Consider the following 13,740-nt stretch of genomic DNA (forward strand, 5'->3'; position numbering starts at 1 on the left):
TCACCGACACTCCCGACGGGGCGTAGCGCAGGCGAAGAAGCGCGGTCGGCCGCGGCCGACCGAAAGGGCATCGTCGGTACCACGTATTCGGTGCTCCTTCCCGGCCTCATTGCCAGAGCAGATAAGGGAAATGTTAGCAATTCATGCATGCATGTCTCAATACCCCGGATTTTCTGAAGGAATCCGATCGGCGTAGTTCGGTCAGGCCCGGGCTGGTGGCGTTTCTCGCTCGCCCGTGCCGACCGCGCGCAGGAGTCCGTCCGCCGATGCGCTCGACCACGGGGCGAGACATGGATGCATGATTCTGAATCTTCCTCCTGTCCGTCCAACGATAGGCGTGGCGAGGCGCTCTTCCTCTTTCGGCGCAGGTGGTCGCCGAGGCCGAGTCAGCCGTTGGGATGAGAAACGTGCGCCCAGGGAGTGATGTGCATCACCCCGCCCGGGATCGAAGATTATCGGGACTCGAGTGATCGGCGTCACGCGACGGACGGCCGGACCGCGACGTCTCCGCGACATTGCTGCCACCCATCGGAGGAAAACTGTGACCACCATCGAGGCCATTACGGGTCCCACCCGACCCGTACCGGACGAAATCGCCCGCCGGATAGTTCTCCCCGAGGGCCACCGAGACGAGACGGCCCTGTTCGCGGCCTACAAGTGGCTGCGGGAGAACAACCCGCTCGCCCAGGTACACGTCGAAGGCTACGACCCGCTGTGGCTGGTGACCAAACACGCCGACATCCTGGAGATCGAGCGCCAGCCGGAACTCTTCTGCAACGGCGGAGGGTCCGACCCCGGCACCCACAACCCCATCCTGACCAACCAGGCCGGCGACGCGTTCACCAAGAGCCTCACCGGCGGGAGCCTGCGCATCCTCGACGCCCTGCCCTATCTCGATCCGCCGGAGCACACCGCGGTCAAGGACGTCGCTAGCGACTGGTTCCGGCCCGCCAACCTCAAGCGTTGGGAGGATCGCATCCGGGCGCTGGCCACGGAGGCAATCGCACGGAGGCTGCGCCCCGGGGGGAACGAACTCGATCTCGTCAAGGATTTCGCGATCTTCTATCCGCTGCACGTCGTCATGACCCTCTTCGGCGTTCCCGAAGAGGACGAGCCGCGCATGATGGCTCTGACCCAGGAGTTCTTCGGCACGGCCGATCCGGACGAGGTCCGCGCCGACGTCGAACCCCTCAGCCCGGAGGCCGCGGCCAAGCAGTGGGCCGCCGCCATTGCCGACTTCTTCGCGTACTTCGACGTACTGGTGGAGGATCGCCGCGCCAACCCGCGCGAGGACCTCGCCTCGATCATCGCCAACGCGCGACAGGCCGACGGCGAGTACTGGCCCAAGCAGTTCGCCTACAGCTGGTTCGTGACGATCGCGACCGCCGGGCACGACACGACCACCTCCACCCTGGCCGGCACCCTCGAAGCACTCGCCCACCACCCCGATCAGCTCGCCGCGGTCCAGCAGGATCCCACCCTCATCGGAGACCTGATCAACGAGGGCCTGCGCTGGTGCTCCCCGGTGAAGCACTTCATGCGCCAGGCCACCGAGGACTACGAGCTGCGCGGTCGACACATCAAAGCCGGTGACCGGCTGATGCTGCTCTACCAGTCCGGCAACCGCGACACCGACGTCTTCGACGCCCCGGACGAATTCCGCATCACCCGCAAGCCCAACCGGCACATGGCCTTCGGATACGGCCCGCACATGTGCACCGGTCAGCACCTGGCCAAGCAGGAGTTGCGGATCATGTTCGAGGAGTTGCTGCCGCGCATCCGCTCGATCGAGATCACCGGGGAACGCAAGGTGACCCAGACCAACTTTGTCGGCGGGCTGAAGAGCCTGCCGGTCCGGTTGGAGCTCGCGTGACCACCGCTCCCCCCGGCGCCGCCCGGGGTGTGGTGGTCGTCGGTGCCGGGCATGCCGCGGCCTCACTCGTGGGCCTGCTCCGGCAGGAGGGGCACACCGGCAAGATCACGATGCTCGGTGAGGAACTCGACTACCCGTACCACCGGCCGCCGCTGTCGAAGAAGTTCGCCGAGGGTGACCTCGAGCAGTGGCTGCGCCCCCCGGAGTTCTACCGCGAGCAGGAGGTCACGGTGCGTCTCGGTGAACAGGTCACCGAAATCGACCGCGGGTCCGGCCGGGTCGTCACGGCCTCCGGCGAGCGGATCGGGTACGACGTGCTGGTCCTCGCCACTGGCTCCCGCCCCCGCCCCCTGCCGGTCGCGGGAGCGGAGCTGGCCGGGGTCGGCGCGCTTCGCACCCTCGGCGACGCCCGAGCCCTGCGCAAGTGGGTCACGGAAGGCCGCACCCTCGCCATCATCGGCGGCGGCTACATCGGCCTCGAAGTGGCGGCAGTCGTTCGCTCCGCCGGCGCAGACGCGGTGATCCTCGAACGCGAGGACCGGGTCCTGGCCCGGGTCGCGAGCCCCGAACTGTCGACGATCCTCACCGCGCGGCACACCGCACAGGGCACGGTCGTGCGGACCGGTGTCGGGGTCGTCGGGCTCGAGGGCACCGAGGGGCAGGTGCAACGCGTCGTCCTCGACGACGGGGAGACGATCGACTGCACCGCAGCGCTGATCGGGATCGGCGCCCTGCCGTGCGACGAGTTGGCCGCAGCCTGCGACCTGGAGCGCGGCCCGGCCGGTGGCATCGTCGTCGACGAGTTCGCTCGCACAAGCGATCCCGCGATCCTCGCCATCGGCGACGTGACCTGCCGGCGTGTGCCCGGACTCGACAGCATCGGGCGACTCGAGAGCATCCCGAGCGCGACCGAACAATCCCGGCAGGCGGTAGCCGCGATCCTCGGCACACCGTCGCCGCAGCCCGAGACGCCGTGGTTCTGGTCCGACCAGTTCGACCTGAAGCTGAAGATCGCCGGCGTCGTGCGACCTGGGGCCGACATCGTCTGCCGCGGGAACCCCGAGTCGGGGCGCTTCGCTCTCTTCCACCTACGCGACGGAATCCCCCTCGCGGTCGAGTCCGCCAATGCCGCACCGGAATTCATGGCCGGAAAGAAGTGGATCGGCGCCGGCACACCTGTCGATCCCGGCCGACTGGCCGATCCCGGTGTCGCCCTGCGCGACGCCGTCCACTGACGCCATCGCGCCGGCCTGCGACGTACCACCCCACCTGCACGATCCGAGGAATACCATGCCCAAGATCACCTATCTCGTCCCCGACGGAACCGCCCACATCGTCGATGTCCCAGTGGGACAGAGCATCATGGACGGGTCGGTTCGCAACAACCTGCCCGGCATCGTCGCCGAGTGCGGCGGCAGCTGCTCCTGCGCGACCTGCCACGTACACGTCGACCCCGAGTACGCCGAGCTGTTCGACGCGGCCACCGACGAAGAACGCGACCTGCTCGAGTACGCCGAGGATGTCGACGAGCGCTCCCGGTTGTCATGCCAACTCATCGTCAACGCCGCGTGCGAGGGCGCCCGAGTAGTCGTGCCCGATTCCAACGGCTGACCCGGCGCCGGACCCCACCTGCGGGGCCACCCCCTTTCCTCACCCCATTTCCGGGACCGCGCTACAAAGGAGCCGCACCCCATGACCGCACTCACCGGCACGACCGACTATCAGCAGTTCTACATCGACGGAAGCTGGGCCGACCCGTCATCGTCGCGCACCGTCGAGGTGCGGGCCGCGGCCACCGAGGAACGCCTCGGCAGCGTCCCGGAAGCGAGCGAACGGGACATCGACGACGCCGTCGCCGCCGCCCGCCGGGCATTCGACGACCCTCGGGGCTGGTCCCGCTGGGATCCGGCGCGCCGCCGCGAGGCGCTCGAGCGTTTCGCCGTGGCACTGGAGAAGCGCGCCCCCGAAACCGCGACCCGCGTGAGCTCGCAGAACGGTATGCCGATCTGGCTCGCTCAGCAGTTCGAGGGCGGGTTCCCGGCCCTGCTGCTGCGCTACTACTCCGGCCTGGTCGCCGACACCCCCCAGGAGGAGACCCGGCAGGGCATGCTCGGCGGGAAGGCGCGCGTGATCCGTGAGCCGATCGGCGTGGTCGGCGCGATCGTCCCGTGGAACGTCCCGCAGGGAATCACGTTCCTCAAGCTCGCCCCCGCCCTCGCCGCCGGATGCACGGTCGTGCTCAAACCTGCTCCAGAGACGGTCCTCGACGCCATGCTGATGGCCGAGGCAGCCGCCGAGGCACAGCTGCCGGCAGGCGTACTGAACGTCGTGCCCGGTGGAGGCGAGATCGGGGCCTACCTGGTAGCCCATCCGCAGGTGGACAAGGTCTCGTTCACCGGATCGACGGCGGCCGGCCGGACGATCGCCGAGACATGCGGGCGCCTGCTGCGCCCGGTGACCCTCGAGCTCGGCGGCAAGTCCGCCGCGATCGTCCTCGACGACGCCGACCTGGCCTCGACGATCGAGAGCTTCTTCGCCTCGACACTTCTCAACAACGGTCAGATCTGCTGGCTCTCGACCCGCGTACTGGCCCCCCGATCGCGATACGCCGAGGTCGTCGACACCGTCAGCGGGCTCGTGTCCTCCCTGCGGATCGGTGATCCTCTGGCCGAGACCACTCAGATCGGTCCGCTGGTGTCCGCACGGCAGCGCGATCGGGTCGAGTCCTACATCGCCAAGGGGAAGGCCGAAGGGGCCCGGCTGACCGCCGGCGGCGGCCGGCCGGCGGGCCTCGACCACGGCTGGTACGTGCAGCCGACCGTGTTCGCCGAGGTCGACAACAACCACACCATCGCCCAGGAGGAGATCTTCGGGCCGGTCCTGTCGGTGATCCCGTACACCGACGAGGACGAGGCGGTTGCCATCGCCAACGCCTCGGACTACGGCCTGGGCGGCAGCGTCTGGACCACAGACCCGGAGCGCGGCGAGGCCGTCGCCCGCCGGGTGCGCACCGGCAGCATCGGCATCAACGCCTACGTCAACGACCCCGTCGCCCCCTTCGGCGGAATCAAGGCCAGCGGCATCGGCCGTGAACTCGGACCCGAGGCCCTGCACAGCTACCAGGTCCTCAAGACCATCTATCTCGACGCCTCGGCCGCGCAGGCCTGAGCAGAACCCGTCTCACCGACCCACACCCGAGGAGTCCTCATGAAAAGCCGCGGCGCCGTTCTCCGCCAAGCCCCTGGCAAGTTCGAAATCGTCGACCTCGTCGTCGACGAACCCCGACAGAACGAGATCCGAGTCAGGATGGTCGCCTCAGGGCTGTGCCACTCCGACGACCACATGGCCACCGGTGACCTCCCCGTCGCCGTCTACCCGGTCTGCGGTGGACACGAGGGCGCCGGCATCGTCGAGTCGGTCGGCCCGAACACCTCCGGCTTCGAACCGGGAGACAAGGTCATCTTCTCGTTCCTGCCGGCCTGCGGAAAATGCCGCTGGTGCTCCACCGGGCACCAGAACCTCTGCGACCTCGGCGCCAACGTCCTGGTCGGCTCGCGCTGGGACGACCCGACGAGCTTCCGACTGCAGCTCGAGGACGGCACCCCCGTCGCCCAGGCACTCGGCATCTCCACCTTCTCCGAATACACGACGGTCGCCGTCGACTCCGCCATCAAAGTCCCGGCGGACACCCCGCTGGAAAAGGCGTGCCTGCTCGGCTGCGCAGTCGGGACCGGCTGGGGCTCGGCGGTCAACACCGGCAAGGTGCAACCCGGCGACACCGTGCTGATCCTCGGTGTCGGCGGCATCGGCGCGAACGCCGTCCAGGGTGCCGTGCATGCCGGTGCGGCACGGGTGATCGTGGTCGACCCCGTCGCCTTCAAGCGGGACACGGCGCTCTCTCTGGGTGCCACGCACGCGGTCGCCACCGTCGAGGAGGCCATCGAGATCGCGAAGAGCTTCACCAACGGCCAGGGCGCCGACGTCGCGATCGTCACCGTCGGCGTCATCACCGGCGACCACATCGCGCAGGCATTCGCCGGTATTCGCAAGCAGGGCACGGTCGTCGTCACCGCGCTCGGCAACGCCGCCGCCGTCGGCATCCCGGTACCGATCCTCGAATTGATCCTCTACGAGAAGAAGATCAAGGGTTCGCTGTTCGGCTCGTCGAGCCCGCGCGCAGACATCCCCAAGCTGCTCGACCTCTACCAGGCCGGCTACCTGAAGCTCGACGAGTTGATCACCACCGAGTACGCCCTCGACGACATCAACCAGGGATACGACGACATGCGTGCCGGCACCAACATCCGCGGTGTCATCCGGTTCTAGCGACCGCCCGACTGCACCGATCCGGCCCCTCGGATCCCCTCCCGCACCAACCTCGGCCCAATCCCAGAGAGGCACCGATGACCGTCACAGACGACCCGACGACCCAACTACCGACACCCCACGGACCGTTCGTCGAGGACGATCGTGAAGCACACAGCTTCCGTGTCCACCGCTCCACCATGACCTCACCGGAGGTCCATGCGATGGAACTCGAGCGGGTCTTCGCGCACAGCTGGCTCTACGTCGGCCACGAGTCGGAAATCCGCAAGAAGGGCGACTACGTGCGCCGCCCCGTCGGCGGACGCCAGGTTTTCATGGTCCGCGGACGATCGGGGCAGGTGAACGTCTTCCACAACACCTGCACCCACCGCGGCGCAATGGTCTGCCGCGCCGAACGTGGCAACGCGAAGATCTTCTCGTGCTTCTACCATGCCTGGTCGTTCAACACCGACGGCGAACTGGTGGGCATCCCGGACCGCCAGGCGTACGGCGACGACCTCGACTTCGGCAAACTCGGGCTCCGGCCCGCCGCCAAGGTCGACAGCTACCGCGGCTTCGTCTTCCTCTCCTACGATCCCGACATCGTGCCCCTGGTCGACTACCTGGCGGGCGCCACGGAGTACCTCGACCTCGTCGTCGACGCGGTCGAGGACGCGGAAATCATCTCCGGAACCAACGAGTACGCGATCAATGCCAACTGGAAACTCCTGGCGGAGAACAGCATCGACGGCTACCACGCGGTCAGCACCCACGACACCTACTTCAAGTACCTGGTAGCGCTGGGCACCGACCTCGCGGGTGGGGTCCAGGGCACGGCGAAGGCCCTGGGCAACGGGCACGCGGTACTCGAATACACCGCACCGTGGGGCCGACCGGTGGCGAAGTGGGAGCCACTGTTCGGTGAGGGCGCGCGCGAGGAGATCGGCCGGCTGCGCGCCGAACTCGTGGCCAAGCACGGCGAAGAGCGCGCCTCGCGCATGGCCGACGTCAACCGCAACCTGTTGATCTACCCGAACCTGGTGATCAACGACATCATGGCAGTTACCGTACGCACGTTCATGCCTGTCTCCGCGGACCGGATGGAGATCACCGCCTGGGAGCTCGCTCCGAGTCAGGAGCAACCCCAGCTGCGGCAGCGCCGTCTCGACAGCTTCCTCACCTTCCTGGGCCCCGGTGGCTTCGCCACCCCGGACGACATCGAAGCCCTCGAGTCCTGCCAGCAAGGCTTCCACAGCGGCGGAGTGGAGTGGAACGACATCTCACGCGGCATGGCGCGCATGCCCGAGGCCAACGACGAAGAGCAGATGCGTGCCTTCTGGCGACGCTGGAACGAGCAGATGATCGGAGAGGCCCGATGACCACCACCGCACCCGAGACTCCGAAGGCCGCGCCGGCGCCGTCCCCGCAGGTCGACGACCTTCGTCAGGTCACCCGCAGCCGAGTCGAGGACCTGCTCTACCTCGAGGCCGAACTGCTCGACGACTGGGACCTCGACACCTGGATCACCCTCTACACCGACGACTGCCGCTACGTCGTGCCCTGCAACGACACCCCCGACGCCGACCCGGCCCGGGACCTGGTGCTCGTCGACGACGACCACCTGCGTCTGTCCTGCCGCGTGGAGCGACTCAATTCCCGCCGGGCACACCGGGAATACCCGCACTCGGCCACCAGCCACCAGGTGTCCAACGTGCGGCTGCGCCCGGTCGTCGACGGCACCGACGGTGCGGCCGAGCTTCCGGTGGTCGCCGAGTTCGTCGTCTGGCGCTTCCGCGGCGAACGCTCCTACACCTACGCCGGCCGCTACCACTATCGACTGCGCGTCGTCGACGGGCACCTGCGGATCGCGTCGAAGCGGTGCGTGCTGCGCATGGGAAGCCTGCGCCAGGTGTCCGACGTCGCGATCATCCTGTGAACGCCGAACTGGACGGGGCACCGTTGCGGGGCCGCACCGTGATCGTCACGGGAGGAGCGACCGGCATCGGTCTCGCGATCACCCGCAGGTTGCTCGCCGACGGCGCGTCGTTGCTCGTCGCTGCCCGTGACGAGGACGAACTCCATCGCGGGCTCGGGGCGCTGAGCGCACCCCCCGGCGTTCCCGAGCCCGCGGGATTCGTCGGTGATCTGGCGCTCCCGGGCGCCGCGGACGCGATGCTCACCGCGGCCACGGAGACTTTCGGCCCGGTGTACGGACTCGTCAACAACGCCGGCGGGGGCGTCATCGCGCCGACGCTCCAGCATACCGAGCAGACGCTGAAGTCGACCATCGACAACAACCTGTGGACCACGCTGCGGGCCAGCATGGCGTTGCTCCCCCATCTCGTCGACAACGGCGGAGGACGCATCGTCAACATCGGCGCCGAGTCCGTGCGCAACGGCCTCACCGCCCACGCGGTCTACAACGCCGCCAAAGGCGGGGTGCACGCGTTCGCCGTCGGATTGGCGCGCGAGTTCGCACCCGCAGGCATCACCGTGAACACCGTCGCGCCGGCCTACACCCTGACCGCGGAGCTGGCCGCCGCGATCGAAGGAGACCGCCTCCCCGACGTTCTACGGCCGGTCGTCGAGGACGCGGTGCGACTCATTCCGATGGGCCGCCCCGCTGTTCCCGACGAAGTCGCCGGGGCCGTCGCCTATCTCCTTCGCCCGGAATCCGGCTTCGTTACCGGACAGGTGATCAGTGTGAACGGCGGCAGCAGCATGGGCTGACACGTCGCCGCGCCACAGACCGACCGATCCCACATCCAGGGTGCAGACCCGGAAAGGTGAGCCATGACCGGCGTATCCCACGTCGACGACACATCCCGTGTCTCGGGTACATCTGATCCTGAACAACTTTCGACCCACGGCCGGGCAACCGAGCTCTACCGGTCGGCACGCGATCTGCTCCAGGATCTCGGCCGCGACTACCGCAAGGCGGTCGACGAGTTCACCTGGCCGGATCTCGGGGAGCGGTTCAACTGGGCCGTGGACTGGTTCGATGCGATCGCACGGGGCAACGACCGGGTGGCCCTGTGGATCGTGGAAGAGAACGGCGCCGAGGCGAAGTACACCTTCGACGAACTCGCACGCCGGTCCGATCAGGTCGCCGCCCATCTGGCCGCCCACGGAGTGGCCCGGGCAGACAGAGTCGTCCTCATGCTGAACAACCAGGTCGAACTCTGGGAGGCCATGCTCGCGGTCATGAAGCTCGGTGCGGTCATCATGCCCACGACCACCGCGCTCGGCCCGGTGGATCTGGCCGATCGCATCGACCGGGGCGGTGCCCGGCACGTCATCGCCAACATCGCCGACACCACCAAGTTCGACGAGATCGAGGGCAAGTACACGCGTTTCGTGGTCGGCGACGCGCATGAGGCACCTGCCGGCTGGGTGAGCTTCGCCGACGCATACGCGCTGGACGTTCCCCGTGCAACGCACCCCGGCACCGCTCCGCACGACCCCCAGCTGCTGTACTTCACCTCCGGCACCACGAGCCGGCCCAAACTCGTCGAGCACACGCAGGTGTCCTACCCCCTCGGGCACCTCGCAACCTCGTTCTGGGTCGGAGCCGCACCCGGGGACGTACACCTGAACATCAGCTCGCCGGGCTGGGCGAAGCACGCCTGGAGTTGCTTCTTCGCCCCGTGGATCGCCGAAGCGACGATCTTCGTCTACAACTATTCCCGCTTCGATGCCGCCACGTTGCTCGAACAGATCCGCCGGGCCGGCGTGACCACGTTCTGTGCCCCACCGACGGTGTGGCGAATGCTGATCAACGCCGACCTCTCCGGCGGCCCCGCGCAGCTGCGTGAGCTGCTTTCCGCGGGAGAACCGCTGAACCCCGAAGTCATGGATCAAGTGCGGCGGCAATGGGGATTGACGGTCCGCGACGGGTTCGGCCAGACCGAGCTGCCATTGGCTGTCGGGAACGTACCCGGCATGCCGGTCAAGCCCGGATCGATGGGTCTGCCGTTGCCCGGTGTTCCGGTCGTGCTGGTCGATCCGGTGACCGGCGCGCGGGTCGACGGTGTCGGAGAGGGCGAGCTCTGCGTCGATCTGACAGCGCGGCCGATAAGCCTGATGACCGGCTACCTGGGCGATCCCGAACGCAACGCCGAGGCGATGGCAGGAGGCTTCTACCACACCGGCGACGTCGCTTCCCGGGACGCGGACGGCTACATCTTCTACGTCGGGCGCACGGACGACGTGTTCAAGGCCAGTGACTACAAGATCTCGCCGTTCGAGCTGGAAAGCGTGCTGATCGAGCATCCGGCGGTCGCCGAGGCCGCGGTCGTGCCGGCCCCCGACGAAGTCCGGCTGGCCGTGCCCAAGGCCTATGTCAGCCTAGCGCCGGGTCACGAGCCGACGCGGGCGACGGCACTGGCCATCCTGCGGCACGCCCGCGAGAACCTCGCGCCGTACCAGCGCGTACGCCGCCTGGAGTTCGCCGACCTGCCGAAGACCATCTCCGGCAAGATCCGCCGCGTGGAACTGCGTGGCCGCGAAGAATCCGGCGTCGCCGGTGCCGGTGAATGGCGCGACGACCAGTTCCCCGAATTACGGCCCTGAGTCGCGTACCCCGGGGCTGCACCTGCCCCGGGGTACACGAACATCCCTGAGCGAGTCCTGGTTCCGTCGCAGGCGCCGGGACCGAAGCACATTGTGATGGTGCGTGGTTGCGAACGAGCACAGGTATGCCTACGCGAGACAGGGGATGGATCGCCGGACAGCAGTACGTAGTGCCGGCCTCGCCGAGACGGAGCTTTCCTCGGTGCTGGGATGGAGTGTGGCCGCTCTGCACCCGGATATCCGGATGAAACGAGGGTCGGTACCGGGAGTGGTCGCGGTGGCGTGCAGGTTCTGCCAGACCTGACAGCGGCACGGCAACCCCGACTCGCACCACACCCGGCCCCTGCACCTGAGTGCCCCGGTGGAACAGCCACCTCGGCCACGGACGCTCGTCGACGGCCGCTCCACGGTCCTTCAGCTCCGCCCCGTTACGTTATTTACGGTCCTTCGCAGAAGGACTCCGGTCGCCAGACCCGGTATGACTCCTTGCCCCTGTCTCTCGCATGATCCGGGGGGTGGTGTCGCCGGGTGTGGTGGCGTCGACGGACCGCTGATAGGGACACGGCCAACCGAAGTAGGGTAGGTCTCTTTGTAACGTGGGTGTCGGGCGTCGATGCCGGATCGGCGACCGGCCGACCGAGACACAAGGGACGACCCGGGAATGGACTCGAACTATGCGGTGTACTGCGGCATCGACGTCGGCAAAGGTGAGCACCACGCCGTCGGACTGACTGCCGCCGGAAAGAAGGTCTACGACAAGGCGTTGCCGAACGACGAAGCGAAGCTGCGGGCGGTCTTCGACCGCCTGGCCAGCCACGGATCGGTGCTGGTGGTCGTCGACCAACCCAATACGATCGGCGCCCTGCCGGTCACCGTGGCCCGCGCCTGCGACCACGAGGTCGGCTACCTGCCCGGACTGGCGATGCGCCGCATCGCCGACCTGTACCCCGGACAGGCGAAAACAGACGCCCGCGACGCCTTCATCATCGCCGATACCGCCCGCACCATGCCGCACACCCTGCGCCGGGTCGACACCGGCGTCGAGGCCCTCGCCGAGCTCGAGGTCCTCGTCGGGTTCGACGACGATCTCGCCGGCGAGGCCACCCGGGTCAGCAACCGGATCCGCGGTCTGCTCACTTCCATCCACCCCGCCCTCGAGCGGGTCCTCGGCCCCCGGGTGGCACACCCGGCGGTCCTCGAGATCCTCTCCCGCTGCGGCGGGCCGGCCGGAATCCGCAAGGTCGGCAAGCGCAAACTCACCGCGATCGCGGTCAAGCACGCACCCCGCATGGGCACCCGACTTGTCGGTGAGATCCTTGCCGCCCTCGACGAGCAGACCGTGGTCGTGCCCGGCACCCAGGCCGCGGAGACCATCCTCCCCAAACTCGCCGACACCCTGAAAGAGACTCTCCAGCAACGGAAAATGGTTGCCGAGGACGTGGAGAGGGCGCTCGATGAACACCCTCTTTCCCGGGTCCTGACCTCGATGCCCGGCATCGGTTTCAGGACAGCAGCCCGGGTCTTGATCGAGGTCGGTGACGGCTCCGCCTTCGCCTCCGCCGCCCATCTGGCGGCCTACGCCGGCATCGCACCGGTCACCCGTAAATCGGGCTCCTCGATCCGTGGCGAGCACCCGGCCCGCTCCGGCAACAAAAAGCTCAAACGCGCGCTGTTCCTGTCCGCATTCTCCGCCCTCCACGACCCCACCAGTCGCGCCTACTACGACAAAAAGCGTGCCGAGAAGAAAAAGCACAACGCGGCCCTGATCTGCCTCGCCCGACGCCGCTGCGACGTTCTCTACGCCATGCTGAAAAACAGGGAACTCTACCGGGCACCACTCCCCTCAGCGGCTTGACAGGAACCATAGGGACACCCCCCACTGCCGCCGCTCCTGCCCGCTGGTTACGGGTCAGTGGGAGTTCGTCGTCAGCGGGCGTTTGCCGGTCCGGTGAGCGGGCGAACCGTGGCAATGAGCTCGGCGGCGTTGTCGCGGCGGATCGCGGCCGCGAGCTCGTCGGAGCAGGCGCCGAGGACGGCTCCGGGCGGTGTCTCGCGTGCAGCGAAGGGGTAGTCGGTGCCCAGCAGGACGTGCTCGCCGCCGAATCGGGCGACAGCCTGGCCGAGTGCCGCCGCGTCGTAGGTGAGGGAATCGCACCACAGGTCCCGGGCCCGCTCGCTCGGCGCCGGTCCGGGCGTGCCGGAAAGAACGGCGCCTCGGTCGAGCCGGGGCAAGATCGCAGGTAGGGCGCCGCCGCCGTGGGCCAGGCACAGGCGCACGCCCGGAGTGCGGGTCCGCCCCGTGAGCAGCGCCGCCGCGGCGGTCGTTGTCTCCATGGGCATCCCCAGCCCGAACTCCAGGCCCAACATCGACAGCCGCGGGTCCAGCGTCGTGTCCACCGGGTGCACCAGCACCAGTGCCGAGCGCTCGGCCGCAGCAGCGAAGAACTCGTCGAATGCGGGGTCGGCCAGCTCTCGCGTGCCGACGCGAGTACCGATTTCGACACCGAGGAAACCCAGTTCGTCGATGCAGCGGGAGAGCTCGGCGACCGCGGCGTCGGGGTCCTGCAAGGGAACGGCGCCGAGGGCGTACAGCCGCCCCGGTGCCTCGGCGACCAGTGCGGCGAGGGCATCGTTCTGCGCCACAGCCAGGATCCGTGCACCGTCGGCGGGCTGGTCGTGACACAACGTGACAGGAATGGGCGAGACGACCTGTGCTGCAATCCCCTCGGCGTCCATGTCGACGAGTCGGCGCTGGGCGGACCAGCACCGGTGGTCGATCTCGCGGTAGGGGCGACCGCCGAGCAGGAGCTGGGCGCGTCGGGGATCGAGGAGTTCGATGGACGGCCAGCGTCCCGGTCGGCCGGACAAGTCCGGAAGCCGGGTGCCGATCGCGTGGGTGTGGACGTCGATCGCCCCGAGAGGAAGCGGAGATCCGGCGTTGCCGTTCACGTGCGTGCTCATGCTGGCTCCCTCGACGACGCCCGCGGGGT

General features: G+C 68.2%; 11 protein-coding genes. 10 read left to right on the top strand and 1 reads right to left on the bottom strand.

From position 1 onward, the window contains the following. The first annotated feature begins 541 nt into the window (after positions 1-541). The 10 genes from KZJ41_RS22905 (at position 542) to KZJ41_RS22950 (ending at position 12,605) form a co-directional block, all read left to right on the top strand. Positions 542-1,873, top strand: coding sequence for a cytochrome P450 (locus KZJ41_RS22905; RefSeq protein WP_006936686.1), 1,332 nt, complete (start codon positions 542-544; stop codon positions 1,871-1,873). Further along, the gene (locus tag KZJ41_RS22910; protein ID WP_029545771.1) at positions 1,870-3,108 is read left to right on the top strand and encodes an NAD(P)/FAD-dependent oxidoreductase; all 1,239 of its coding nucleotides are present in this window, start codon (positions 1,870-1,872) and stop codon (positions 3,106-3,108) included. The genes KZJ41_RS22905 and KZJ41_RS22910 overlap by 4 nt, the downstream gene beginning before the upstream one ends. Before the next feature lie 55 nt (positions 3,109-3,163). Continuing rightward, positions 3,164-3,484, top strand: coding sequence for a 2Fe-2S iron-sulfur cluster-binding protein (locus KZJ41_RS22915; RefSeq protein ID WP_006936691.1), 321 nt, complete (start codon positions 3,164-3,166; stop codon positions 3,482-3,484). A gap of 81 nt (positions 3,485-3,565) precedes the next feature. Beyond that, positions 3,566-5,041 (top strand): aldehyde dehydrogenase, encoded by a 1,476-nt coding sequence (locus tag KZJ41_RS22920; RefSeq protein WP_006936692.1) that lies wholly within the window; start codon positions 3,566-3,568, stop codon positions 5,039-5,041. Positions 5,042-5,080: 39 nt separating this feature from the next. Further along, positions 5,081-6,199 (top strand): NDMA-dependent alcohol dehydrogenase, encoded by a 1,119-nt coding sequence (locus KZJ41_RS22925; RefSeq protein WP_006936693.1) that lies wholly within the window; start codon positions 5,081-5,083, stop codon positions 6,197-6,199. Positions 6,200-6,276: 77 nt separating this feature from the next. Beyond that, the gene (locus KZJ41_RS22930; protein WP_029545774.1) at positions 6,277-7,557 is read left to right on the top strand and encodes an aromatic ring-hydroxylating dioxygenase subunit alpha; all 1,281 of its coding nucleotides are present in this window, start codon (positions 6,277-6,279) and stop codon (positions 7,555-7,557) included. Then, the gene (locus KZJ41_RS22935; protein ID WP_006936696.1) at positions 7,554-8,114 is read left to right on the top strand and encodes an aromatic-ring-hydroxylating dioxygenase subunit beta; all 561 of its coding nucleotides are present in this window, start codon (positions 7,554-7,556) and stop codon (positions 8,112-8,114) included. The genes KZJ41_RS22930 and KZJ41_RS22935 overlap by 4 nt, the downstream gene beginning before the upstream one ends. Further along, entirely contained in the window at positions 8,111-8,908 is a 798-nt protein-coding gene (locus KZJ41_RS22940) for an SDR family NAD(P)-dependent oxidoreductase (protein ID WP_029545776.1), read from the top strand. Before KZJ41_RS22935 ends, KZJ41_RS22940 begins: the two co-directional genes overlap by 4 nt. Before the next feature lie 63 nt (positions 8,909-8,971). Further along, complete coding sequence (locus tag KZJ41_RS22945) at positions 8,972-10,750, top strand: AMP-binding protein (protein ID WP_006936700.1); 1,779 nt, start codon at positions 8,972-8,974, stop codon at positions 10,748-10,750. A 661-nt stretch (positions 10,751-11,411) separates the two neighbouring features. Further along, positions 11,412-12,605, top strand: a complete 1,194-nt coding sequence (locus KZJ41_RS22950; RefSeq protein WP_006942124.1) for an IS110 family transposase — start codon at positions 11,412-11,414, stop codon at positions 12,603-12,605. A 71-nt stretch (positions 12,606-12,676) separates the two neighbouring features. On the opposite strand, the gene KZJ41_RS22955 is transcribed toward KZJ41_RS22950, so the two are convergent. Beyond that, positions 12,677-13,711: an amidohydrolase family protein gene (locus tag KZJ41_RS22955; RefSeq protein ID WP_029545778.1), complete on the bottom strand. Its 1,035-nt coding sequence runs from the start codon at positions 13,709-13,711 to the stop codon at positions 12,677-12,679. Between the last annotated feature and the right edge of the window lie 29 nt (positions 13,712-13,740).

This window comes from Rhodococcus sp. 11-3 (genome assembly GCF_023704055.1).
Taxonomy (GTDB): domain Bacteria; phylum Actinomycetota; class Actinomycetes; order Mycobacteriales; family Mycobacteriaceae; genus Rhodococcus; species Rhodococcus aetherivorans.